The 22,535-nt window shown below is 62.8% G+C and carries 23 protein-coding genes; 11 read left to right on the top strand and 12 right to left on the bottom strand.

Annotated elements, in window-relative coordinates; genetic code table 11:
- Positions 1-66 precede the first annotated feature (66 nt).
- From HA052_RS08325 to HA052_RS08300, 6 genes are all read left to right on the top strand, one after another.
- Positions 67-639: an RBBP9/YdeN family alpha/beta hydrolase gene (locus tag HA052_RS08325; RefSeq protein ID WP_081547423.1), complete on the top strand. Its 573-nt coding sequence runs from the start codon at positions 67-69 to the stop codon at positions 637-639.
- 263 nt (positions 640-902) lie between these two features.
- Positions 903-1,853 (top strand): substrate-binding domain-containing protein, encoded by a 951-nt coding sequence (locus HA052_RS08320; protein WP_166451569.1) that lies wholly within the window; start codon positions 903-905, stop codon positions 1,851-1,853.
- 114 nt (positions 1,854-1,967) lie between these two features.
- Entirely contained in the window at positions 1,968-2,510 is a 543-nt protein-coding gene (locus HA052_RS08315; protein ID WP_081547419.1) for a DUF2059 domain-containing protein, read from the top strand.
- Positions 2,511-2,623: 113 nt separating this feature from the next.
- The gene (locus HA052_RS08310) at positions 2,624-3,427 is read left to right on the top strand and encodes a substrate-binding periplasmic protein (protein WP_166451568.1); all 804 of its coding nucleotides are present in this window, start codon (positions 2,624-2,626) and stop codon (positions 3,425-3,427) included.
- An 88-nt stretch (positions 3,428-3,515) separates the two neighbouring features.
- Positions 3,516-4,382: an NYN domain-containing protein gene (locus HA052_RS08305; RefSeq protein WP_166451567.1), complete on the top strand. Its 867-nt coding sequence runs from the start codon at positions 3,516-3,518 to the stop codon at positions 4,380-4,382.
- A 239-nt stretch (positions 4,383-4,621) separates the two neighbouring features.
- Entirely contained in the window at positions 4,622-5,140 is a 519-nt protein-coding gene (locus HA052_RS08300; protein WP_166451566.1) for a GNAT family N-acetyltransferase, read from the top strand.
- 105 nt (positions 5,141-5,245) lie between these two features.
- Here HA052_RS08300 and pyrI read toward each other — a convergent pair whose 3' ends face one another.
- From pyrI to HA052_RS08280, 4 genes are all read right to left on the bottom strand, one after another.
- The gene (gene pyrI, locus HA052_RS08295) at positions 5,246-5,704 is read right to left on the bottom strand and encodes an aspartate carbamoyltransferase regulatory subunit (RefSeq protein ID WP_043589228.1); all 459 of its coding nucleotides are present in this window, start codon (positions 5,702-5,704) and stop codon (positions 5,246-5,248) included.
- Between the two features lie 20 nt (positions 5,705-5,724).
- On the bottom strand, positions 5,725-6,645 hold the full coding sequence (pyrB, locus tag HA052_RS08290) for an aspartate carbamoyltransferase (RefSeq protein WP_166451565.1): 921 nt from the start codon (positions 6,643-6,645) through the stop codon (positions 5,725-5,727).
- A gap of 306 nt (positions 6,646-6,951) precedes the next feature.
- Positions 6,952-7,566: a LysE family transporter gene (locus HA052_RS08285; RefSeq protein ID WP_081549137.1), complete on the bottom strand. Its 615-nt coding sequence runs from the start codon at positions 7,564-7,566 to the stop codon at positions 6,952-6,954.
- Between the two features lie 28 nt (positions 7,567-7,594).
- Complete coding sequence (locus tag HA052_RS08280) at positions 7,595-9,670, bottom strand: methyl-accepting chemotaxis protein (protein WP_166451564.1); 2,076 nt, start codon at positions 9,668-9,670, stop codon at positions 7,595-7,597.
- Between the two features lie 493 nt (positions 9,671-10,163).
- Between HA052_RS08280 and HA052_RS08275 the strand changes: the two genes are divergently transcribed.
- Positions 10,164-11,378 (top strand): HD-GYP domain-containing protein, encoded by a 1,215-nt coding sequence (locus tag HA052_RS08275; RefSeq protein ID WP_081549163.1) that lies wholly within the window; start codon positions 10,164-10,166, stop codon positions 11,376-11,378.
- A gap of 27 nt (positions 11,379-11,405) precedes the next feature.
- On the opposite strand, the gene HA052_RS08270 is transcribed toward HA052_RS08275, so the two are convergent.
- On the bottom strand, positions 11,406-12,131 hold the full coding sequence (locus HA052_RS08270) for a 16S rRNA (uracil(1498)-N(3))-methyltransferase (RefSeq protein WP_166451563.1): 726 nt from the start codon (positions 12,129-12,131) through the stop codon (positions 11,406-11,408).
- Positions 12,132-12,221: 90 nt separating this feature from the next.
- Here HA052_RS08270 and HA052_RS08265 point away from each other — a divergent pair, with 90 nt between their 5' ends.
- A complete protein-coding gene (locus HA052_RS08265; RefSeq protein ID WP_166451562.1) occupies positions 12,222-13,013 on the top strand; it encodes an inositol monophosphatase family protein in 792 nt (263 codons plus the stop codon).
- A gap of 7 nt (positions 13,014-13,020) precedes the next feature.
- On the opposite strand, the gene HA052_RS08260 is transcribed toward HA052_RS08265, so the two are convergent.
- From HA052_RS08260 to HA052_RS08240, 5 genes are all read right to left on the bottom strand, one after another.
- Positions 13,021-13,368 carry a DMT family protein gene (locus tag HA052_RS08260; protein WP_107732173.1) on the bottom strand — a complete coding sequence of 116 codons (348 nt, stop codon included), beginning with the start codon at positions 13,366-13,368 and terminating at the stop codon, positions 13,021-13,023.
- 9 nt (positions 13,369-13,377) lie between these two features.
- Positions 13,378-13,569 carry a Lar family restriction alleviation protein gene (locus tag HA052_RS08255; RefSeq protein WP_107732172.1) on the bottom strand — a complete coding sequence of 64 codons (192 nt, stop codon included), beginning with the start codon at positions 13,567-13,569 and terminating at the stop codon, positions 13,378-13,380.
- A 71-nt stretch (positions 13,570-13,640) separates the two neighbouring features.
- Positions 13,641-14,975: an SGNH/GDSL hydrolase family protein gene (locus HA052_RS08250; protein WP_166451561.1), complete on the bottom strand. Its 1,335-nt coding sequence runs from the start codon at positions 14,973-14,975 to the stop codon at positions 13,641-13,643.
- A 261-nt stretch (positions 14,976-15,236) separates the two neighbouring features.
- The gene (locus HA052_RS08245; RefSeq protein WP_166451560.1) at positions 15,237-16,250 is read right to left on the bottom strand and encodes a class I SAM-dependent rRNA methyltransferase; all 1,014 of its coding nucleotides are present in this window, start codon (positions 16,248-16,250) and stop codon (positions 15,237-15,239) included.
- 195 nt (positions 16,251-16,445) lie between these two features.
- A complete protein-coding gene (locus tag HA052_RS08240; protein ID WP_166451559.1) occupies positions 16,446-17,810 on the bottom strand; it encodes an SGNH/GDSL hydrolase family protein in 1,365 nt (454 codons plus the stop codon).
- Between the two features lie 283 nt (positions 17,811-18,093).
- On the opposite strand from HA052_RS08240, the gene HA052_RS08235 reads away from it, so the two are divergent.
- Positions 18,094-18,969 (top strand): HD-GYP domain-containing protein, encoded by an 876-nt coding sequence (locus HA052_RS08235; protein ID WP_166451558.1) that lies wholly within the window; start codon positions 18,094-18,096, stop codon positions 18,967-18,969.
- A gap of 204 nt (positions 18,970-19,173) precedes the next feature.
- Positions 19,174-20,109, top strand: coding sequence for an alpha/beta hydrolase (locus HA052_RS08230; protein ID WP_166451557.1), 936 nt, complete (start codon positions 19,174-19,176; stop codon positions 20,107-20,109).
- A gap of 146 nt (positions 20,110-20,255) precedes the next feature.
- Here the strand turns inward: HA052_RS08230 and HA052_RS08225 are convergent, their stop codons facing one another.
- Together HA052_RS08225 and HA052_RS08220 are read right to left on the bottom strand one after the other, a co-directional pair.
- Entirely contained in the window at positions 20,256-20,840 is a 585-nt protein-coding gene (locus tag HA052_RS08225; protein WP_166451556.1) for an SIS domain-containing protein, read from the bottom strand.
- A gap of 204 nt (positions 20,841-21,044) precedes the next feature.
- A complete protein-coding gene (locus HA052_RS08220; RefSeq protein ID WP_166451555.1) occupies positions 21,045-21,764 on the bottom strand; it encodes a S24 family peptidase in 720 nt (239 codons plus the stop codon).
- Positions 21,765-22,093: 329 nt separating this feature from the next.
- Here HA052_RS08220 and HA052_RS08215 point away from each other — a divergent pair, with 329 nt between their 5' ends.
- Complete coding sequence (locus tag HA052_RS08215) at positions 22,094-22,507, top strand: Mor transcription activator family protein (protein WP_019102031.1); 414 nt, start codon at positions 22,094-22,096, stop codon at positions 22,505-22,507.
- Positions 22,508-22,535 lie beyond the last annotated feature (28 nt).

The following is a 22,535-nucleotide window of genomic DNA, read 5'->3' as shown; positions in this document are numbered from 1 at the left end:
CAATATCATTTCCAAGAATATAAAAGTCATTCTACAGTGCGAGATCCACCCTTAAGGAGCTGAGCGATGGAACCTTCGCTGGCGGATTTCGACTTGATCATTCAGCCCGGCTGGCGCAACTCCGGCCCGCGGCACTGGCAAAGCCACTGGCAACGCCGCTTGAACGCCGAGCGGGTGGAGGTGGGCGATTGGGACGCGCCGCGGCTGGACGACTGGCTGCAGAGTTTGGATCTGGCACTGGACCGGACGCGAAAGCCGGTCATCGTCATTGCTCACAGCCTGGGTTGCGTAGCGGTGGCGCATTACGCGCAGCGCCATCCGCGACGAATTGCCGGCGCTTTATTGGTGGCGCCGGCGGATGTGGAGCGGCCCTTTGTTCCGCGCGAGCTAATGGGGTTCGCGCCGACGCCGCGGCAACCCTTGCCGTTTCCGGCCAGGATGGTGGCGAGCAGCAATGATCCGTTCTGCAAGACGCCGCGCGCGGCGCGGCTGGCCGGCTACTGGCGCACGCCCATCGCTTGGCTGCGGCAGGCCGGCCACATCAATGTGGAGTCCGGCCACTGCCAATGGGAAGACGGTTGGCTGCAACTGGAGCTGCTGGCGCAGCGGGTGCGGGCCAGCCTGAGCCAGGCGGCATGAAAGCCTGTTTAGGGTCTGCTGCGCGTGGTGACACGCGGCACGGCGAGTGTCGCTTCGAAATGCTCATGGGGCACATGCGCATTTCGCTTTCTCAGCGGTTTTCACCTTGTTTTGCTCTAGCGCGCCGGGTTTTGAACAGGTCCGCTCGCCGCTGGCGGCGCTGGGAGCGTTGCGGCTTCCAAACCGTTGCTCGGCGTGGTTTCGGTCCAAGCCAGGTGGTCTAAACTGGGATGGCACGTATTGCAACCATCTCATGAGTGGCCATGATGCCGAGCCGATTTCTTGCCTGTTGTTGCTTGTCCTTGGCCGGCGCCGTTTACGCCGCCCCCTTGAGCCGCATCGGCGTATCCGTGGGAGCGCTGGACAACCCCTTCTATCAGATCGTGGCGCGAGGCGCGCTGAACGAGGCGCGCGCGGCCAATCCCAATGCGCAAGTCACCACCCTTTCCGCCAATTTCAGCCTGGAGCGGCAGGAAGAACAAGTGCGGCAACTGCTGCGTCAGCAGGTGGAGCTGATTCTGCTGGTGGCCGCTGACAGCAAGGCGGTGGCGCCGCTGGTGCGTCTGGCGCACCAGGCCGGGGTGCGAGTGGTGGCGGTGGACGTGGACGCGCCCGGCGTCGACGGCACGGTTAAATCGGACAATGTCCAGGCCGGCGCGCTGGCCTGTCGTTATCTGGCGGAGCAGATGCATGGCAGCGGGACGATGGTGATTCAGAACGGTCCGCCGGTGTCTTCTGTCTGGGACCGGGTGGCCGGCTGTCGCCGCAGCTTGGCGGCATTTCCCAAAATCCGCTTGCTCAGCCATCAAGAGAGCGGCATGGAGTCCAGTTGGGGCGGCAAGCGGCTGATGGAACGACATCTGCGGCGCTATCCTATGATCAACGGCGTGTTCTCCAGCAACGACCGCCAGGCGCTGGGGGCGGAGCAGGCCGCGCGGGAAGCCGGCCGCAAGGAGGTGATGGTGGCCGGGGTGGACGGCTCGCCGGATATAGAGAAGGCGTTGCGAGGGCAGAATCAGATTGTGGCCTCCGTCAGCCAGGCTCCATACGCCATCGGCGTGGAGGCGGTGAAGCTAGGCCGCCAATTGCTGGATACGCCCAATGCCAAGCCGCGCTTGGTGACGGTGCCGGTGCAGCTGATCACTCGCGCCAATATCGGCGCCTACCAGGGCTGGCAAAGCCAGTTGCCCCCGGCGCCCGCCGCGGCGCGCTAGGCGGAGGCTCCCCGTCTTTTTTGACCTGCGGCGGCGGCGGTGTCACACTGCCGGTGTTTTCGCGTCGGCCTGGCCGACGCCAGCCGTTTTCAACTCAAAGCCAAAGGATTCCACATGTTCGCATCACGCCCGCTCAAAGCCGGCCTGGCCGCCCTGGCGCTGACTTTGCCGCTGCTGGCGCACGCCGACGCCGCCCAGGACGCCGCCGTCAAAGAGTTGTCCGCCACGCTGAGCCTGAACAATATGCTGCCGGAACTGGCGCAGCGCACCACCGCCAGCGCGATGCCGCTGCTGCAGGAATACTTCGTCAAGAACAAGATCAAGCTGAGCGAAGCCCAGCAGAAGAAGGCGCAGGAAGGCTTCAAGACCTACGGCGAGAACGTGCACAAGCTGGCCAGCGATTACTTTGGCTCCAGCACGGCCAAGCAGCAGTTCGAGCAGACTGTGGCCAAGGCTTACAGCGCCCAGTTCAGCGCCGACGAGCTCAAGCAGATCAACGCTTTCTACAAAACCGCCGCGGGTCAGAAACTGCTGAAGCAGCAGCCGCAGATCATCAACACCATCGCCGGCGACACCTTGAAGGCCGCCGAGCCGGTGCTGCTGCCCAAGATGCGCGCCGCCGCGGAAAGCTTCGGCAAGAGCGTCGCCAAAAAGTAAGCGCATCCGCGCTTCGCCGTCAAAGCCGCCCGCTGGGCGGCTTTTTGTTTGCCGCGCGCAGCGGCCGACGCAGCGGCTATAACGTGTTTATCGACACGGCGTATGTCATTCAAATGATCAGATCGGGTTTATTGCTGTTGCTGTTGGCCGGGATGACGCAGGGCGTCGAGGCCGCGCCGCCGCGCCAGGTGGTGATTCTGGTCGACAACGGTTATCCGCCGTATTCCTATGAGAAGGACGGACGGGCAGAGGGCGTTTACAACGAAGTGTTGCGCGAGGCGTCGCAGCGCTTGCGCGACTATCGCATCGACCTGCGGCCTGTGCCGTGGAAGCGCGGCCTGTCCGAGCTGGAAGCCGGCCGCGCGCCGGCGCTGTCGCCGCCGTATTACCGCCCGGAGCGCGACTACATGGGGTATTCGGCGCCGTTCTGGCAGGAGCAGTTGGCGGTGTATTGCCGGGCGGACATCATGCGCGCGCCGCGGCCGCATTGGCCGGCGGATTTCTTGGGCCTGCGCTTTGGCAACAACGCGGGTTTCCGCCCCGGCGGCAAGGCGTTCTGGCTGGCGGTGCAGCGCGGCGAGATTCAGTTGGACGAAGCGCCGGACACTCAGGGCAATCTGCTGAAGCTGATCAATGGCCGCATCGATTGTTATTTGAACGACAAGCTGTCCATTCTCTATGTGCTGGAGCGGCTGCAGCGGCGCGGAGCGATCAGCGCGGAGCAACGCGGCGGACTGGCGGTGGCGGCCAGCCTGAACGGCGAGCAGGCCTACGTCGGCTTCGCCAAGCGCGGCCAGCAGCGTTTTCCCTATCTGGACGATTTCATCCGGCAACTGAACGCCGTCTTGGGGCAGATGAAGCGCGAGGGGCGGATTGCCGCCATCGTGGAGCAAACGCTGCGTGCCGCGCCGCCGTAGAACCTGCGCACCGCCGCGTCCGGCCGCCGGTTTTGACAGCCGCGGCGGCCGGTTTTAGCATGGCTCGATTGCCTTACGGAAACCAAGCATGGAAAACCGCAAACTGACGGTATTGATCGACGCGGACAACGCGCAGTCGGCACTGATCGCCGAGTTGCTGGCCGAGGTGGCCAAGTACGGCACCGCCGTGGTCAAGCGCGCCTACGGCGACTGGACCACCAGCCAATTGAAGGGCTGGAAAGAAGTCTTGCACCAGTACGCGATTTCGCCGATTCAGCAGTTCGCCTACACCAAGGGCAAGAACTCCACCGACTCCGCGCTGATCATCGACGCGATGGACCTGCTCTACACCGGTAATTTCGACGGTTTCTGCCTGGTGTCCTCGGACAGCGATTTCACCCGCCTGGCGACCCGGTTGCGCGAATCCGGGCTGATGGTGATCGGCCTGGGCGAGCAGTCCAAGACGCCGCGGCCCTTTATCGCCGCCTGCGATAAATTCGTGTTCACCGAGATTCTGCGGCCGGAGCCGGCGGCGGCCAAGAACGTGGCCGACAAGCCCAAGACGCGCAGCGCGCGCAGCCGCGCCAAACCGCAGCCGGAGAAGGAGCGCCACCCGCTGCAGGACATGTTCACCAATGCGATCGAGGCGGTGTCGCGCGACAGCGGCTGGGCGGAGCTGTCGGTGGTGGGCACTTATCTGGCCAAGAACGACCCCTCGTTCGACCCGCGGGTTTACGGTCATTCCCGGCTGTCGCAGATGGTGAAAAAGCTGGACTTCCTGACGGTGCAGGAAAGCCGAAACGGCTCCAAACTGCATTGCGAGATCCGGCTCAAACAGGATGGGGAATCCGTGCTCGCGGCGCCCGTGATAACGCCGCCCGCGGCGGAGCCGACGCTGGAGACGCCGGTGCGCAAGAAGCGCAGCCCGCGCAAAAAGCCGGCTGCTGCCGGCTGAACCGGCTGCTGGTACACTGTTTGCATTCCTAAAGAACGTGTTTATGATCTCGCGAGCTAAGGCGAGACAAGGCGAAAACAGCTGAGAAAGCGGAATGTACAGGTGGTACATGAGCATTTCGAAGTTGGTTTCAACGCGGTATCGCCGACGCGTAGCAGATCGTAAATAGGTTCTAAGGATCCGCGTCGGCGTCCGTGCCCGCGATCCAAACAACAAGCCACATCAGCAAGGGACAGAACATGATTATTCGCGACGCCACGCTGGAAGACCTGGCGGCGATACTCGATATCTACAACGAGGTCATCGCCACCACCACCGCCATCTACAACGACGATCCGCTGTCCGCCGGGGAGTTCGCCGTCTGGTTCCAGGACCGCACCGCCGCCGGTTATCCGGTGCTGTTGGCCGAGGAAAACGGCAAGATCCTGGGCTTTTCCAGCTTTGGCGATTTCCGCGTCAAGCCGGGCTACCGCTTCACCGTGGAACACAGCGTGCATCTGTCCGCCGACGCGCGCGGCAAGGGCATAGGCACCGCCTTGGTGCAGGCCTTGTTCCCGCGCGCCAAGGGGCTGGGCAAACACACCATGGTGGGCGCGGTGGACGCCGCCAACGCGGGTTCTATCCGCTTCCATGAAAAATTGGGTTTCCAGCAGGTGGGCATGCTGCCGCAGGTGGGGTTCAAGTTCGGCCGCTGGCTGGACCTGGTGTTCTTGCAGCGCTTCATCGACGGCGCCAGCGAGGGTCCGGCGGCGTCCTGAGCCTGAAATGAGAAGCGCCGCAGATGACTGCGGCGCTTGCTCGTGCTTTTTACCACTGTCGAACGCAGTGTTTTCTTGATATTTCTCTATTCACCCTTGTACGACTTAGCGCACCTCTGCAACGATATCCCTACTGAACACCTTTTCGCAATACTTGCATTTCATTTTTGTGTCGCGCGCCTGGGGTTTGACATAGAAAAAGCTGGTCACCGGTTCGTTGTGCGAGATGCAGTTGGAGTTGGGGCAGGAGAAGATGCCTTCGATGGTGTCCGGCAGTGCCAGCTTGTGCTTCTTCACCACCTCGAAGTTGTCGATCACATTGACGGTGGCTTGCGGCGCGAACAGCGCCAGCTCGTTGGCCTGTTCCTCCGACAGCGCGATGTTCTCCACCTTGATGATGTCCTTGGCGCCCATGTGGCGGCTGGACAGGTTCAGACCCACGGTAACGCGCTCTCCGGTTTCGCTGAGTTTGAACAGACGCAGGATGACCAGGCCCTGGCCGGCCGGGATGTGGTCGATGACGGTGCCTTGCTTCAGCGCTTCTACGGTGCGGGTGTATTGCATGATGGTTTCCTTTTCCTGAATCAGACGGTCTCGTTCAACACCAGCGACAGCAGCGCCTGGCGCGCGTAGACCCCGTTCTTGGCCTGTTCGAAGTAATAAGCGTGCGGCGTGGCGTCCACGCTGGTTTCGATTTCGTCGACGCGCGGCAGCGGGTGCAGAATCTTCATATTGGTGCGGGCGCTGTGCAGCATGTCGGCGCGCAGCACGAACTTGCCCTGAATCTTCTTGAACTCGGCCTCGTCGAAACGCTCGCGTTGCACCCGGGTCATGTACAGCACGTCCACTTGCGGAATCACGTCGTCCAAGCTGTCGACCACGGTGTACTGAATGCCTTTTTCGTCTAGTTCCTCGCAGATGTAGTCCGGCATCGCCAGTTGCTCCGGCGCCACGAAGTAGAAACGCGCGCCGAACAGCGACAGCGCCTGGGTCAGCGAGTGCACGGTGCGGCCGTATTTGAGGTCGCCGATGAAGGCCACGGTCAGGTTTTCCAGCGTGCCCTGGGTTTCCCGGATGGTGAACAGGTCCAGCAGGGTTTGGGTCGGATGCTGGTTGGAGCCGTCGCCGCCGTTGATGATGGGCACGGCGGAGAACTCGCTGGCCAGCCGCGCCGCGCCCTCCTTGGGATGGCGCATCACCACCGCGTCGGTGTAGGAGCCGATGATCTTGATGGAGTCCGCCAGGGTTTCGCCCTTCTTGGCGCTGGTGTTGCCTCCGTCGGCGAAGCCGATGACGCTGCCGCCTAGCCGTTGCACCGCCGTCTCGAAGGACAGCCGGGTGCGGGTGGAGGGCTCGAAGAAACAGCTGCCCACCAGCTTGTCCTTCAGCAGGTCGTTGCGAGGCTGTTGTTTCAGGCGGGTTGCCGTGGCCACCACCAGCTCCAGTTCCTCGCGGCTGAAGTCCGGTATGGAAATGATGTGTTTGCGGTAGAGGGGGTTGGCCATGGTCGCGTCCTTTCAATATTGGCTTTATGAGTCGTGGGTAAAAAAAAAGCCCCTGGAATCAGGAGCTTGTTTTATTACTGCGTCGGGGTTCGGGAACGGCAACGGCTCGAGCCAACGCCAGGTCCCCGCCGTGGCGGGCGGTGCGTCGTGCGGGAAGCGTTCTTGCGTGGGTCATTGCCTGTGGTCCGAACAAAACTGCGGGATTGTAATCCCAATTCCAGCGCGGCGGTAAGGCCCGTGTCGCATTTACCGAAATTAATGGCAAAAAAAGGACACTTCTACGCGCAGCAGACTATGAACAGGTTCTCAGCGCAGCGCGTATTTGATCCCCAGGCCCAGAAAGCAGATGCCTAGCAGGCGGTTGAGCAGCAGGCGGCCGCCGGGGGCGAACGCGCGGCGGCGCAGATGGCCGGCCAGCCACACCAGCAGCGCCAGGTAGAGCATATTGATCAGGCAGAACACCGCCGCCAGCTGCGCGAAGCCGGCCGGGCCGGTGCGGCCGGCGTCCAGGAATTGCGGGAAGAAGGCCATGAAGAACAGAATGGCTTTGGGGTTGGCCAGGGTGATCAACAGCGAGCGTCGGAACCAGGCGGCGGCGCCGCGCGGCGCCGGCGAGGCTACGGCGGCGGCTCCTCCGTCGCGGCGGAACAGCAATTTGGCGCCCAGCCAGGCCAGATAGAGCGCGCCGGCATAGCGCAGCAGTTCGAACCAGCCGGGGTGGGCGGCCAGCAGCGCCGCCACGCCGCCGCCGGCCAGCGCGATCAGGATCAGATCGCCGGCCAGCAAACCGGCCTGGGCCGCGTAGCCGGCACGCAGCCCGCCGCCGCTCAGCGCGCCTAGGATGGATAGGGTGCCGGCTCCCGGCGTGACCACCAGCAGCAGCGAGGCGGCGACAAACGGCCACCAGTCGATTGCCGTCATCAGGGTTTTCCTTTCATCGTCCGCGCGTTTAGGTGCGGAAATCGCCCACCAGCGCCTCCAGCCGCGCCGACAGTTCGCGCAGATGGCTGACCGAGGCGGCCACCTGGCGCACCACGTCGCTATTGCTTTGGGCCATGCTGCTGATGCGTTCCACGTTTTGGGCGATCTCCAGGCTGGCTGCGGATTGTTCGCGAGTGGAGGAGGCGATGTCGACGATGCTGCCCACTAGGTCGTGACTGCGATCCAGCACGGTTTGCATCGCCTGGTTGGCGTCTTCGGCGATGGCGACGCTGTTGCCCACCAACTGGCTGCTCTTTTGCACATCGCTGACGGCGTCGCGGGTTTCCTGGCCGATGGCGTTGACGATGCGGCTGATTTCCACCGTGGCCTCGGCGGTCCGGCCGGCGAGGTTGCGCACCTCGTCCGCCACCACGGCGAAGCCGCGGCCCATCTCGCCGGCGCGCGCGGCTTCGATCGCCGCGTTCAGCGCCAGCAGATTGGTTTGGTCCGCGATGTCCTTGATCACGTTGACGATGGTGCTGACCTCGGTTGAGCGCGCGCCCAGAACGTTCACTCGATCCGCCAGCGCGTGCATATTGTCGGTCATGCGGCGTATTTCGGCGGTGACCTGGTTGACGGTGGCGACGCTCTGCTCGGTCAGGCTGCCGGTTTCCCTAGCGGTGCTCTCGGCCAGCTGCGCAGTGTTGGCGATGTGCTGCACGCTGACGGTCACTTCCTCCACGCCGGCGGCGGTGGCGCTGGCGGCGTCCGATTGCGATGCGGAAGCGCTTTCCACCTGGCGTGCGGACTCTTGCAAGGACACCGCCGCCGCGGTGACCGCCCGGCTCTGTTCGCGCACCTCCACGAACATGTCGCGCAGGCTGGCGATGAAACGGTTGAAGGCGTCGGCGGTGCGGCCGATTTCGTCGCGGTTGCTGATCGGGATGCGGATGGTCAGGTCGCCCTTGCCGGAGGCCAATTGCTCCATGGTGGCGGCCAGATGATTCAGCGGCCGGGTCAGCGCGCGCACCACGCCGGCCAGCACCAGCAGAATCAGCGCCAGCGCCACCGCGCCTATCAGCACCGCGGTCAGGCTTTGCCGCCGCGCGTCGGCGGTGATGGCGGCGGTGGGTATGCTGACGCCCAGCGTCCAGAACTGGCCGGTATTGGCCACTTTCACCGGATGGAAGAAATGGGTGAAGCCGCCGGCCTCGTAAACGAAGTCCTCGCCTTGCTTGATCTTGCCCAGATAGGGCGTCAGCGGGCTGTCCTTGGGCGCGGGTTTGCCCAGCAAGCCGGCGTCAGGGTTGACCACGTAGAGGCCGCCTTCGGACAGCATGCTGACGTAGCCGGTTTCATATAGCCGGATCTGGCCGAATTTCTTTTGCAGGTCGTCCAGCGCGATGTCGGTGGCGGAGACGCCCAGCATTTTGCCGGCGGCGTCTTTGATCACCACGGCCAGCGAGCTTTCCAGGATCTTGCGGTTCTGCACCTCGTAGGGGTAGGGCTCGGTGATGGTGTCGCGGCCGCGTTGCTTGGGCACGTAGTAGAAATCGCCCCAGCCCGGTTTTTCGTAGTCGGGTTGATAGCTTTCCGGGTGGTCCTTGAACTTGGGGAATTCCTTGACGCGGTCCGCCGACATCATTACGTCCATCTGCGCCTTGCCCTTGTCGTTCTTGGTGATGTAGGGCTGGTAGCGGCCTGTCGGGTCATGGCGAGGCCAGTCCATGCGGAAGCCGTTGTCGTTACCGTCGAAGGCGTTTGGCTCCCACAGCATCCACAGGCCCACCGACTGCGGCGCGTTGTCCAGCATCTGCTGGATGGTGTTGTCGGTGTGCTTGCGGTCCGGATGCGCGACGCGCTGTATGCCCAGCACCGCGTCGGCCAGGTGGCGCGGCAGGGTGAAGTTGCGGGCAAAGTCGCTTTCCGCGTCCTTGGCGTAGCTGCTGGCCTGCTCAGAGGCCAGCTTGTAGCCTTGGTCCACCGCCGAGCTGTAGCTCTGCCAGGCGATCAGGCCGATCATGACGGCGAAGCCGACGGCGATGGCGGCGGCGGCCACCAGAATGATGCGGGTGCTCAGGCGGCCCCATTTCTGCTGTTTCATTCTTCTTTCCCCAGTACCTTGCGAAGCTTGTTATATAGCGGCTTGCCGCGTTAGCGCGCGAGCGGAGGCGAGGTCCGGCCTCTTGCCCTTATTTATAGACATTAAAGCCAGAGGCCCGCACCGGTCCATGCCGACGAGCTAAAAGCCGGCCGCGGCGCGGCGGAGCGTGGGGAGCGCGCCACAACGGCCGCGGCGGCAATATTTACAGCCGCGTGACAAGCGGCGGCGCACTGCGTTATCTAGCAGGCTTTGCGCGATTTTGACGGCGAATTCGCATGTCATGCGACGCCGCTTATTTAGCCGTCGGGCTAATGGAATACCTTGCAAATGCCGATAGCGGAGTTGATGCTGAAAGAAGGCGCGCCCGGGTGGCATCGGGCGTGCCGGTCCATTTGCGCCGGCGATTGCGGCCGGCGGGGTCCCGGTGACAGGGTGGCGGAGACGTATGCGCGCGGCCGGCGGCACAGACGCGCGGCGGGATAAAGAGCACAGAATGATCAAGTGCATAGAAGTGGCCGATCTCAAGGTGGGCATGTACATCCACGATCTGAACTGCGATTGGATGTCGCACCCCTTTTTGCTTAAGCGTTTCCTGATCAAGAACGAGGAAGAGATCCGCAAGATTGCCGATTCCGGCATTCACGAGGTGTACATCGACACGCGCAAGGGAATGGATTTGCCCTCCGCGCCCAGCGCCACCGAGGTGAAAAAGCTGTTGGAGGAGCAGATCCGCGAGTTCGGCAGCAACGAGACCATTCTGGAGCGGCAGGTGGAGGCCGGCTCCGAGTTCGGCCGTGCCCAGTTGATCCACAGCGAAGCCAACCTGATCATCCAGGGCATTCTCAAGGACGTGCGTCTGGGCAAGCAGGTGGAATTGGAGATGGTGGAGCCGTCGGTGACCAAGATGACTTCGTCCATCCTGCGCAACGGCGGCGCGTTGCTGTCGCTGTGCCGGATCAAGGACAAGGACAACTACACCTTCCAGCATTCAGTCAGCGTCGGCGCCTTGATGGTCAGCTTCTGCAACGCAATGGGGATGAGCAAGGAAGTGATTCATCACGCCGGCATCGGCGGCATGCTGCACGATATCGGCAAGATGAAGATTCCGGACCGCATTCTCAACAAGCCGGGCAAATTGACCGAGCAGGAGTTCACGGTAATGAAGTGCCATGTGGTGGAGAGCAAGCAGATCCTGCTGCAAACCACTGGCATTTCCGAAACGGCGGTGCTGGTGGCGGCGCAGCACCATGAGCGTCACGACGGCAGCGGCTATCCGGCGGGCCTCAAGGGCGAGGAGATTTCACAGCTGGGACAGATGGCGGCCATTGTCGACGTGTACGACGCGCTGACTTCGGACCGTTGCTACCACAAGGGCATGGCGCCCACCGACGCCCTGCGCAAGATCTACGAGTGGTCCAAGTTCCACTTCAATCCGCAGTTGGTGCAAGCCTTCATGCGCAGCATAGGCATTTATCCTATCGGCACCCTGGTGCGGCTGGAGAGCGGCCGCCTGGGCGTGGTGGTGGAACAGAATGAAAGCAATCTGATCTCGCCCAAGGTGAAGGTGTTTTTCAGCACCAAGAGCAATGTCTACATTCCGCCGGAGATGGTGGATCTGTCGCGCGGCATGGGATTCGGCGGAGGCGACCGCATCGTCAAACACGAGTCGCCGGACAAGTGGAAGATTGATCCGCTGCGTTTCCTATAGCGGGACCGAGCCCTCGCTCCGCTCTGGCTAGCGGTAGTCCCCCCATACCGTCTGCATCGCCGCCACCGCGGCCAGCGCCGCGGTTTCGGTGCGCAAGATGCGCGGCCCCAGCTTTAGCGGCGTCCAGCCGGCGTCCAGCGCCGCGGTTTCTTCGCGCGCTGAGTAGCCGCCCTCCGGGCCGGCCATCAGCCAGGCGCGCTTAGGCGCGGCGGCGATGTCGGCCAGGCGCTGAGTGCCCACCGGCGACAGGATCAGCCGCGCGTCGGCGCTCGGAGCCTGTTTCAGCCATTGCTCCAGCGACAGAATAGGCAATACTGCAGGAATAGCGTTGCGGCCGCTTTGTTCGCAGGCGGAAATCACGATCTCCCGCCAGCGCGCCACGCGCTTGTCGGCGCGCTCGCCGGACAACTTGACGATGGAGCGTTCCGCGGCGATGGGCTGAAACGCGGACACGCCCATCTCCACGCCCTTTTGCAAGGTAAACTCCATTTTGTCGCCACCGGAAATGGCTTGGGCCAGGCCCAGCCAGATCGGCGTTTCACGTGAAACGTCGTCGAAGCCATCGATGAGGCAATGCGCGTCGCGTTTCATCACCGCGTCCAGCACGGCGGAGTACTCGCCGCCGCGGCCGTTGAACAGGGTGACGGCGTCGCCGGCATTGAGCCGAAGCACCTGGATATGGCGCACGACGGTGTCCGGCAAGGCAAGCGTTTGGCCGACGCTGAGGTCGGCGTCAATGTAAAACCTGGGCATGACGTATTGAAAGTCGCTGTTGATACCGGTATTTTGCTTTGTTTGCTGCGATTGCAGCAATAGGATTGCAGCGGCCTTGGGGGAAAACGAATGCAGGTGCTGGAACAGGTGATGCAGGTGCTCAGGGAAGTGGCGCGCGACGAGGTGATGCCGCGCTTTTTGCGAGTGGGCAAAAGCCGCAAGGACGACGGCACGCTGTTCACCGAGGCCGATATGGCTTGCCAGCAGGCTTTGCAGGCTGCTTTGCCCCGCATTCTGCCCCACCCGGTGTTAGGCGAGGAGATGGAACTGGCCGAGCAGGACCGGCTGTGGGCGGAAAATCAGGACGGTTTGTGGGTGGTGGACCCGATAGATGGCACCACCAACTTCGTCAACGGACTGCCGTATTTCGCTATTTCCGTTGGCCTGATGGTGGGCGGAAAAAGCCGGTTGGGCGTGATTTACAACCCGGTGTCCCAGGAAATGTTCTACGCCAGCCGCGGCGAGGGCGCCTTTCTGAACGGCCAGCGCCTGCCCTTGAAAACCGTGGTCAATACCATGTGCGACGCCATTGCCAGCGTCGAGGTCAAATATCTGCGCTCCGGCAAGCTGGCCGCGCGCATCGGCAGCACCTGCCCCTGCGGCAGCTTGCGCAATCTGGGCTCCAGCACGCTGGACTGGTGTTATCTGGCGGCCGGCCGCTACGATCTTTATCTTCATGGCGGCCAGCGCTTGTGGGATTACGCCGCCGGCGCGGTGATTCTGGAAGAGGCCGGCGGCCAGATCGCCAGCCTCAACAGCGACGACTACTGGAGCGACGTGATCTGGAAGCGTTCCGCCATCGCCGCGCTGAATCCGGAGCTGTTTTCCCAATGGCACCGCTGGGTGCGCGCCAACCAGTAGCCCGGCTTTAACCGCGGAACATGAAGTAGACCGCGCCCACCAGGCACAGCCCGGCCCAGACATAGTCCCAGCGGAAAGGCTGGTTCATGTAGAACACCGCGAACGGTATGAATACCGACAGCGATATCACTTCCTGAATGATCTTCAGCTGCGACAGCGTCATCACGCCGTAGCCGACGCGGTTGGCCGGCACCTGCAGCAAATACTCAAACAAGGCGATGCCCCAACTTGCCAGCGCGGCCAGCCACCAGGGTTTGGACGACATATCCTTCAGGTGGGCATACCAGGCGAAGGTCATGAACACATTGGACAACACCAGCAGCAGCGGCGTCAGGAGATAGGGCGAGAGATTCATGGCGCGTGCTCAGCGGGAGGCGTTCCAGTTGGCGATAGCCTCTTTTTTGTTGTCGGCCTGGGCGCCGATGGCGCTGCAATTGCCCTTGTCCGGGTAGCGGCTGCATTGTACCCAGAAGCGGCGGGAGCCGGCCTTGACCAGCAGAGCGGGCGCGCCGCATTTGGGGCAGGGTTTGAGAACAGCTTGCTGAGCTTGGTTCATGGCGGACGTCCGGCTAAAACCGGCATCTTACCCCAAGCCGCCGCGCCATGGCGGCGGCTTGGGGTCAGCGCTTAGCGCCGCGCCTTCAGCGCCGCCGCGGCGGAGACCGCCGGATCCGCGGCTTTGACGAAGTTGGCGACATAGCCGCCCAACAGCTTATGCGTGTGGGTGGTGGGGTGCAGCACGTCCCAGAACACGAAGGCGTCCGGATTGCCGCATTCCGCGCGGGGTTTCTGTTCCCAGATATAGGGCAGGCTGGCGTTGCCGGCGATGTCCAGGCAGGACTGGGTGGCGTTGCTGACCTGATACTTGGACGGGTTGTCGAGCAGGTCGTCGAACAGGACGTTGCTGTCGAACAGGTTCAGCTTCAGCGTGCTGCCGTACTTCTGTTGCAATTGCGTCACCAGCAGCGCCAGTCTGGCGTTGTAGTCGCGTACCTGCGGCGCCAGCGCGGCGGCTTTGCCGCTGGCCTGGGCCGCCGGAGTGCGGGCCAGGTTGGGCAGGTTCAGCACCACGATGTGTCGCGCGCCGGCGGCGATGATGCCTTCCAGCGCCTTGCCTTGGTCCGTGATCACCTGGTCCACGGTACGGCCGTAGTTGAGCAGATCGTTGCCGCCTATCAGCATGGTGAACAGGGTGTTTTCCGGCCGGTAATTGGCGGCTTTCTGCATGTATTGCGACCATGATTCCACCTGCTGCAGCAGGCCCGGCACCACCAGGTGCTGATCGCCGGCGGAGCCGCCGATAGCCCAGTTGTAGATCGGCAGCTTCAACTGCTCGGCTAGATATTCCACCCACACCCGGTCGTTGCTGAAGCGGCCGATGAACCAGCTCTTGGCGTTGGGCAGCCGCCATTGAGACGCGCCGTACATGTTCTGAGTGTCGGACAGGCTATCGCCGAACACGATCAGCTTGTTGACGCGCGCCGGCTGGCTGGCGCTGTCCTGGCTCCAGATAGTGTGGTTGTAGGACATCTGGTTGTTGGCGGCGGCGTAGAGCGCCACCGGACGGTTGACCCCCTTGGCCGCCAGCGTTTTCTGGCAGACGGCGGCCAGGGTGTCCTGAGCCGCGTCGCTGTAGAACATATTCTTCAGCGCGACGATGCTGCCGGACCACCAGTAACCGTTGACGCGGTAGTAGTCGCCGCTGCTGGGGTCCAGCGCCCAGTGGTAGCTGGTTTGCGGTTTGGCGGGGCTCATGTCCAGCCGGTAATAGCAGCGCAGATAGGTGTAGGTGGCGGCTCCCATCGCCACGGCCGGTTTGGTTGCAGCGGCCTTGACCTGAGCTTCGCTGAGTGGCCCGCCGGGGGACAGATAGTCCAATTGCGGGTCCAGCTGGGCGTGAGCCTGGCTGGCGGCGAACAGGCCGGCGGCGGCCAGCAGGCCGCGTAGCAGTTGAGGTTTCATAGAGACTTTCCCGATACGTGATTTGAGTCAAGCTGTCTGTTGTATGCCGTCTAGCGCGGCTGTTTCGGCGTGGTGCCGTATCGGGATCTTTAAGTATTTACAGATGAAAATATACGGTAATTTTAAGTTATGCGTAAAAATGCCATATGGCTTAAATGCTGTGGCTTTTTATGCGAAAACGCCCGCGCAAGGCGGGCGTTTGGCGAGATTGGATCTGGCCGCGGCAATCGGGCCGGGGCCCGCTGCCGTCAAGAGCACAGATCAGACGCTGAGCGCGACAATCTTCAAGGGATGCTTGCCGTCCGGGCTGGGGAAGTCCGCGTCCGGGACGATCCATTCCGCCGCGCGCACTTCGCGGCCGGCCTTGGCCGCGCTGCGCTTGAGCGAATCCAGCCAGGCGTCGCCGTCCACCTGCGCAACGTTGTTGCAGCAAATCAGCGTGCCGCCCGGTGCGGTGGCCAGCAGCGCCGGCTTGAACAGCGCCTGGTAATCGTTGATCAGGTCCACCACGCCGAAGGGGCTCTTGGAATAGCGCGGCGGGTCCAGAAACACCAGATCGAACTGACGCGCTTCCAGCTTGGGGAAGGGCGGCATTTTCTTGCCGCGCACGCGCTCGGGCTGGCCGATGCCGGACAACTGGCGGATGGCGGCGAACACATCGCTCTGCACGCAGCGCGGGCGGGTGGTCAGCAGATTGAGCTTGGCGTTGGCGCGGCCCACGCTGAGGCTGGATTCGGCGAAGTCCACGTTCATCACGAAGCTGGCGCCGGCCTTGGCCGCGGCGACGCCGACGCCGCAAGTGTAGGCAAACAGATTCAGCACGCTTTTGCCGGCCGCCAGCTCCATCACGCGGCGGCGCGCGGCGCGCAAATCCAGGAACAGCCACGGGTCCTGGCCCTTGTGGCGAGCGCGGTAGTGGTAGTTGACGCTTAGTTCGCGGATGGTGTGGTCGGCTTCGGCCTCGGCTTGCTGTTCCAGCGTCAGCGCGTTGCCGATGCGGGAGTTGCCGGCGCTGCGGTCGTTGTAGACCAGCGGCAAGCCGGGGTGGCTGGCCTGGTAATGGGCGCGGATTTCCGCCAGCTCGTCGTCGCTCAGCGGCTGGTGGAAAGTTTGGGCCAGCAACTGTTCGCCGTAGCGGTCCACGGTCAGGCCGGGCATGCCTTCCACGCTGCCGTGGAATAGACGATAACAATTGGTGTCTTCGGCTTGCAGCCGGGCGATCAGTTCTGCGCGCGCGGCTTCGGCGCTTTGCAGCAATGGGGTCAGGGAGGACATCGGGGGCCTTCGCTTGCGGTTCCGGGCCGGCTCGCTGCGCGGAGGCGAGCGCGCCGGAAAATCCTTCATTGTATGCGCTGCCGCCGCCGCGCTCAAATGCGCGTCCGGAAAAGCCCTTGCAAAACAACAGGCCGCCTGCAGGCGGCCCGTCTGGTAGCGCGGCTTGGCCGCGCGCAGCAGATTGTAAACACGTTTTCAGCGTCGCGGCAGGGCGGCCAAGCCGGCGGAGCCGTTCATGAAGCCGTACACCTCGTCCGCCAGCACCTTATGCGTGCGGGTGGTGGGGTGCAGGGTGTCCCAGAACACGAAGCTGTCGGGATTCACGCAGTTGGCGCGCGGGCTCTGCGAGCTCAGATAGTTGGTGCTGGAGTCCGCGTTGATGTTGAGGCAGGACTGGGTGGTGTTGTTGAACTGATAGGCGGAGGGGTTGCCCAGCACCTTGTTGAACAGCGCGTAGCTGTCGAACACGTTCAGCTTGAGGCCGCTGCCGTATTTGAGACGCAGCTGAGCGGCCAAGGCGTTGAGACGCTGGTTGTAGTCGCGCACCTGGACGGCCACCTGGGCCGCGCCGGACTTGAACTGGAATACCGGCGCCCGGGATACGTCGGGCAGGTTGAGCACCAGAATGTTGCGCGCGCCGGCGTCTATCAGGCTGGTCAGCGCCTGACTCTGGCCGCTGATCACTTTGTCCACCGAGTTGTTGTAGTTCACGAAGTCGTTGCCGCCGATCAGCATGGTGAACAGCGTAGTGGCCGGATCGTAGTCGCGAGCTTGCTTCATGTAGTCTTTCCACGACTGCACCTGCTGTTGCACGCCGGGAATCACCAGTTTTTGCGTGTCCACGCCGGCGCCGCCTATCGCCCAGTTGTACACCGGCAACTGCAGGCGGCCGGCCAGGTATTCCACCCACACCTGGCCGTTGCTGAAGTGGCCGAGGAACCAACTGTTGCGGTTGGGCAGCGTCCACATGGAGGCGTTGTAGACGTTTTGGTTGTCCGACAGGCTATCGCCGAAGGCGACGATCTTGTTGATGCCGGAACCCTGGCCGGCCTTGTCGTTGGTCCATACCGTGTAGTTGAACGACAGCTGGTTGTCGGCGGCGAACACCATCGCCGGGTTCTGCTGAATGCCCTTTTTCTGCAAGGTGCCGCGGCAAACCGATTGCAGCGTGCTTTGCGCCACGTCGGTGTAATACATGTTCTTCCAGTCCAGCGCGCTGCTGGACCACCAATAGCCGTTCAAGCGGTAGTAGTCGCCGCTGCTGGGGTCCAGCCCCCACACGTAGTCGGTGGTGGGTCTGGCGGCGTCGCCGGTGCGGTAATAGCAGCGCAGATAGGTATAGGTGGCCGGGCCGGGCACCGACATCAGCTCGATATTGGCGTCGCCGCGCGCGGCGCGGCTCATTGGCGCCGGCGGAGCCGTCTTCAGCAGCTGTTCGCGGCTGAGCGGGCCGGATGAAGACAGCACGTGGCTGTAGCGCGGGTCGGGCTGAACCGGTTCGGCGGCGGCGGAGTGGCTCAGCGGGCTCAGGGCAAGGCCCAGCAATAGCAGCGATTTCATTGTTGTCTCCTCGTGTGGGACGCCGTCAGGCGATGGCGCGAACGCATGGACCGCGCCGTTGGCGGCGCGCGATCCGCGTGCCGTCTAGGCTAGCCAAGAAAAATGAAAATTTCATGCAAATGGAATGATTGCTCTATTTCCGGGCGCTCGACTGTCGTATTGCTGCCAGCGCAGCAAAGCCGCATTGATATGCCATATTGAAATCATTCGGCCTGAGTCGCCGCGGGAGCGCTTGCAGGTATCGCTCTTGCGGCCGGGCCCCATCGGCATGCGGGGATGAAAGATGCGACAAGCGCGAGAGCTGCTGAAAACGCTGTATACGATGGCGATGATGGTGGAGGCGCGCGACGCCTATACCGGGGGGCATTTATGGCGGGTGTCGCGCTTGTGCTATGCGCTGGCCGATAAGCTGGGCCTGCCTCAGTCCGAGGTAGAGCGCATTGCGCTGGGCGGTTTTTTGCACGACCTGGGCAAGGTGGGCGTGCCTGACGCGGTGTTGAACAAACCGGACAAGCTGAGCGACGCCGAGTACGAGGTCATCAAGACCCATCCTCGGGTGGGCGCCGACTTGCTGAGCGATCATCCTTTGGCTGAGTTGGCGCTGGACGCGGTGCTGAGCCACCATGAAATGCCGGACGGCCGCGGCTACCCGCAGGGGTTGAGAGACAAGGAGATACCGCTGGCGGCGCGCATCGTCGGCATCGCCGACGCCTTCGATGCGATGACCAGTACCCGGCCGTATCGGCGGGGCATGCCCAAGGAGCGCGCGCTGGCCATCATACGGGAGAATCTGGGCGCCCAATTCGACCGCGAACTGGGTGAACGTTTCATTCAGCTGGGCGAGGCCGGGCGGTTCGATCACGTCATCGGCCATAGCGAGCCGGGCATTCCCTTGCAATGCTGCGCGGGCTGCGGCCCCATCATCGCCGTGCCGCGAGGGATGGCCGACGGCGAGGAGATATTCTGTCCCAGCTGCGCCGGCGGCTACAGGCTGACGCGGCGCGGCCCGCTGCTGGAACTGGCCCCGTCCGGCCATTCCAACCCGGCGCTGGCGCGCCAGCCGCGTAGCGACCCAGGGCTGATAGACGATTTGCTCTTGGGCGCCGAGCAGTTGTTGCAAACGCGCAAACCCAGCCTGCTGGAGCGTTTGTTCGGCTGAAGGGGTGTCCCGGTCCGGCTGGCGCAAGGGCCATGGCAAGTGTCCTTGCGCGCTTGCGCGGCAATACCAATGGTATAAGCTGCTTAAGTCCACAGACGGACCGCTCGCCGGGGCTGGGCGCGGCAGCGGTCCATGCCGGGCATTCCTCTTTCTCTCGCTTGCGCCCGCGCGCCGTCCGTCACGCCTGGGCCGATAGGAGCTTGCATGCATCAGCTCGATCCTGCTCTGGCCGTTTGGCTGGAGGAATACAACCGCGAATTGGCCGAACTGGTGGCCAAAGGCTACAAGGCGACGTCGATCGGCGCACGCGAAGCGCTGGCCAATCTGACTCGGCAGATGGTGACGCCGGGGCCGGACATCGCCTGGGTCAACGACGATCTGGTGCCGGGCCGCGACTTCACCGTGCCGGTGCGCATCTACCACCCGGACCCGAAGCGCGCGCTGCCGGTGCTGGCGTTTTTCCACGGCGGCGGACACATGGTGGGCAGCGTCAGCGTTTACGATCCGATTTGCCGCCGGCTCGCCGCCGCCAGCCAGCACATTGTGGTGGCCGCCGACTACCGTTTGGCGCCGGAAAGCCCTTACCCAGGCGGTTTGCAGGACGCCGCCGTCGTGGCCAAGGGCTTGTGGCAGGCGCTGGACGCGCGCCAGCTGCCCTATGTGCGTCAGCTGTCGCTGGCCGGAGATTCCGCCGGCGGCGCGCTGACCTCCAGCCTCAGCGCTTTGGGCCAGTACGACGCATCGTTGCGGATCAAACGCCAAGTGCTGATCTATCCCAGTGTCGACTACACCTTGAGCCAGCCCTCAGTGGATGAGAACGGCGAGGGCTATTTGCTGACCAAGGCGCGGGTGGCCTGGTATTTCGATAACTACTTCCAGCACGCGGAGAACCGCTTGCTGGCCTCGCCGCTGCATGGAGAGTTTAGCCGCAAGCTACCGCCGACCTTGGTGGTGTCGGCCGGCTTCGACCCGCTGCGCGATGAGGCGTTTCTCTACGCGGACAAGCTGCGCGCGGCGGAGGTGGAGGCGGAGCACCTGCACTTAGAAGGCATGGTGCACGCCTTCCTCAATCTGGAGGCCATCGTGCCGGACGTTTGCCGAGAGGTGTATCAGCGCATCGGCGTCTTCCTCAACCGCTAGCGCCGCGCAGGCGTAAAGCAAAACCGCCGCCGGATTGACCGGGCGGCGGTTTTTTAAGCGGCGCCGTCATGCCGTTGTACTGACAGGCGTCGCATAGGGCGCGGCGCGCGTCTTCCGCACAATGGCAAGCGTGACGAAAGGGAAACTCAATAGTTTTCCGGGCAGAAGTGGCGTTCCACCAATTCAATCAGGATATGCAGCACCTTGATGTGCAGCTCCTGCACCCGGTCCGCAAACTGGCCGCCGGGCGTGTTGACGTAGACGTCGGCCAGCGGTTCCAGCCGCGTGCCGGCGCGGCCGGTGAGGATAATCACCTTGACGCCCATTTCGCGCGCCACCTGCGCGGCGTTGACGATGGTCTGGCTGTTGCCGCTGGTGCTGATGCCGATCAGCACATCGCCGGCGCGGGCGTGGCTTTCCAGATAGCGCGAAAACACGAACTCGTAGCCGTAGTCGTTGGCCACGCAAGTCATGTGGCTGGGATCGGAAATGGCGACCGCGGCCATGCCGCGGCGGTTCTTGCGATAGCGGCCGGTCAGTTCCTCGGCGAAATGCATGGCGTCGCACATCGAACCGCCGTTGCCGCAGGAAAAGATGCGTCCGCCGGCCGTCAAGCTGGCGATCAGGGTTTGCGCCGCCGCGTCGATGCTGGCCAGCGCTTCCGGGTTGGCCAGCAGATTGGCCAAGGCGGTTTGCGCTTCGACCAGGCTGGCTTCGATGTGTTGAATCATGGTGGTGTCCGTTTCATGCGGTGCGGCAAAACCGCAGTTTACACCCGCAAGGTCGGGCTCAGAACCTGTTTGCGCTCTCGCGAACAAGAGCGGGACCAGGCGAAAACAATTGAGAAAGTGGAACGTACGCGCGGGGCTTGCGCGTTTCGAAGCTATGCACTCCCTGTGACGCTCCGCGCTGCACAGCGGATCGCAAACCGGTTCTCAGCCGATCTGGCGCCCGAACCAGACCACGCGGCCGATGACTTCGAACTCGCCGGTATTGCGCTGCAAGTCCACTGTGAAGGTCTCGTACAAGGGATTGGTGCTGCGAACCTGCACCGCGCCGCCAGGCAAACGCTGCAGCTGCTTGACGAAGATGTCGTCGCCCATGCGGATCACGTAAAGCCCTTCGCCGGGAGAATGTTCGGCGGTGTTGACCAAGATGGTATCGCGGTCCTCCAGCACGCCGCTCATGCTGTCGCCCTTGACGCTGATTACCGCCAGATCCCGGGCGGAGGCGTTCAGGTGGTTCTTGATCCAGTATTTTCGGAACGCCATATAGAACATCGGCGCTTCTTCGCTGGCATTGGAACCGAAGCCGGCCGAGGCTTTCAGGTTATAGCGCGGGATAAAACAGAACTCTTCATGAACGTTGTCCGGTACAAAACAATCCGGATCTCGTTCTAGTCGGATAGACGCGCCGGGCGGAGGAGCCGCGTCGTACTGCGGGCCGCTGCCGTGCAAAAGCCATTCCAGCCTGCAGCCGCTAGCCTCCGCGATCTTGCTGGCGGTGGCCGCGCGGGGCACGCCGCCGTGATACCACATATTGGTGAACGAACCTTTGTTGATTCCAATGCGGGTTGCCCAGGCGTAGGGCTTCTCCGCCCCAATCAGCAGTTCCAGTCGCTGCTTGAAGTCACTCTGTTCCAAGTTTTTTTCCATGTAGAACTCCATTTGGCGTGCGAGGCCGGCGCCACGGCCCGGTCAAATGCCCTGTACAAAAGGACAGGTAGTGACATCGTACTAATTGATCAGTTTTATGTTTTGAACTAAAATAGCACTCATGAATTCGAGATAAGTTCAAAACAAATCGAACCCAAGCAAGGCATCTTCCGAAGCACCAGCCGATGTGCTCGATTTCAATAGAATTCATGGGCTTGCCCGTGTTTAGAACGACAGTTCTAAATGCAGATGGCGTGCCTGATCTTGATTAATTATAACTCATTTAGAACTTATCGTCTTTGTCCCGTGATTTCAAGGAGATTTCCGCGATGACCGTAGCCAATATCGCCCCGGCCCTGCCCGAAACCATGCGCCTGGTGGCTGAGCTGATCGGCTTGCCGCGCACCTTGCAACTGGTGCAGGCCTTGGGCGGCACTACCTTGCCCATTTCCAAAAACCAAAGCAAGGCGGGCCAGTTGCGCTTCGCCGCCTTAGTGGAAGTGATAGGCGAAGACGCCGCCGCCAGCCTGACGCATCACTTTGGCGGCGACATCCTGTATGTGCCGCGCTGCAGTCAGGCTTTGCGCCTGGCGCGCAATCAGCAGTTGTTGAACGACTTCGATCAACTGTTGGAGCAAGGCCTGGGCGCCAACGAGGCGGTCAGCGTGCTGGCTATCCGTTTCCAACTGAGCGACCGCATGGTGTGGCGCGTGCTGAAAACGCCTAGTCAAGATCTGCATTAAGGCTATACGCCGCTTCCCCTCTCTTCCG

The sequence above is a fragment of the Chromobacterium fluminis genome (genome assembly GCF_011602385.1).
GTDB lineage: Bacteria > Pseudomonadota > Gammaproteobacteria > Burkholderiales > Chromobacteriaceae > Chromobacterium > Chromobacterium fluminis.
This window is presented reverse-complemented; position numbering and strand designations above follow the sequence as displayed.

Coding starts and splice junctions, on each gene's coding strand:
- HA052_RS08265 (WP_166451562.1), top strand. CDS start 12,222: ATGCAGGTGCTGGAACAGGTGATGCAGGTGCTCAGGGAAGTGGCGCGC.
- HA052_RS08275 (WP_081549163.1), top strand. CDS start 10,164: ATGATCAAGTGCATAGAAGTGGCCGATCTCAAGGTGGGCATGTACATC.
- HA052_RS08215 (WP_019102031.1), top strand. CDS start 22,094: ATGACCGTAGCCAATATCGCCCCGGCCCTGCCCGAAACCATGCGCCTG.
- HA052_RS08325 (WP_081547423.1), top strand. CDS start 67: ATGGAACCTTCGCTGGCGGATTTCGACTTGATCATTCAGCCCGGCTGG.
- HA052_RS08220 (WP_166451555.1), bottom strand. CDS start 21,764: ATGGAAAAAAACTTGGAACAGAGTGACTTCAAGCAGCGACTGGAACTG.
- HA052_RS08240 (WP_166451559.1), bottom strand. CDS start 17,810: ATGAAATCGCTGCTATTGCTGGGCCTTGCCCTGAGCCCGCTGAGCCAC.
- pyrI (WP_043589228.1), bottom strand. CDS start 5,704: ATGCAATACACCCGCACCGTAGAAGCGCTGAAGCAAGGCACCGTCATC.
- HA052_RS08320 (WP_166451569.1), top strand. CDS start 903: ATGATGCCGAGCCGATTTCTTGCCTGTTGTTGCTTGTCCTTGGCCGGC.
- HA052_RS08250 (WP_166451561.1), bottom strand. CDS start 14,975: ATGAAACCTCAACTGCTACGCGGCCTGCTGGCCGCCGCCGGCCTGTTC.
- HA052_RS08225 (WP_166451556.1), bottom strand. CDS start 20,840: ATGATTCAACACATCGAAGCCAGCCTGGTCGAAGCGCAAACCGCCTTG.
- HA052_RS08235 (WP_166451558.1), top strand. CDS start 18,094: ATGCGACAAGCGCGAGAGCTGCTGAAAACGCTGTATACGATGGCGATG.
- HA052_RS08305 (WP_166451567.1), top strand. CDS start 3,516: ATGGAAAACCGCAAACTGACGGTATTGATCGACGCGGACAACGCGCAG.
- HA052_RS08255 (WP_107732172.1), bottom strand. CDS start 13,569: ATGAACCAAGCTCAGCAAGCTGTTCTCAAACCCTGCCCCAAATGCGGC.
- HA052_RS08245 (WP_166451560.1), bottom strand. CDS start 16,250: ATGTCCTCCCTGACCCCATTGCTGCAAAGCGCCGAAGCCGCGCGCGCA.
- HA052_RS08310 (WP_166451568.1), top strand. CDS start 2,624: ATGATCAGATCGGGTTTATTGCTGTTGCTGTTGGCCGGGATGACGCAG.
- pyrB (WP_166451565.1), bottom strand. CDS start 6,645: ATGGCCAACCCCCTCTACCGCAAACACATCATTTCCATACCGGACTTC.
- HA052_RS08230 (WP_166451557.1), top strand. CDS start 19,174: ATGCATCAGCTCGATCCTGCTCTGGCCGTTTGGCTGGAGGAATACAAC.
- HA052_RS08280 (WP_166451564.1), bottom strand. CDS start 9,670: ATGAAACAGCAGAAATGGGGCCGCCTGAGCACCCGCATCATTCTGGTG.
- HA052_RS08260 (WP_107732173.1), bottom strand. CDS start 13,368: ATGAATCTCTCGCCCTATCTCCTGACGCCGCTGCTGCTGGTGTTGTCC.
- HA052_RS08270 (WP_166451563.1), bottom strand. CDS start 12,131: ATGCCCAGGTTTTACATTGACGCCGACCTCAGCGTCGGCCAAACGCTT.
- HA052_RS08285 (WP_081549137.1), bottom strand. CDS start 7,566: ATGACGGCAATCGACTGGTGGCCGTTTGTCGCCGCCTCGCTGCTGCTG.
- HA052_RS08315 (WP_081547419.1), top strand. CDS start 1,968: ATGTTCGCATCACGCCCGCTCAAAGCCGGCCTGGCCGCCCTGGCGCTG.
- HA052_RS08300 (WP_166451566.1), top strand. CDS start 4,622: ATGATTATTCGCGACGCCACGCTGGAAGACCTGGCGGCGATACTCGAT.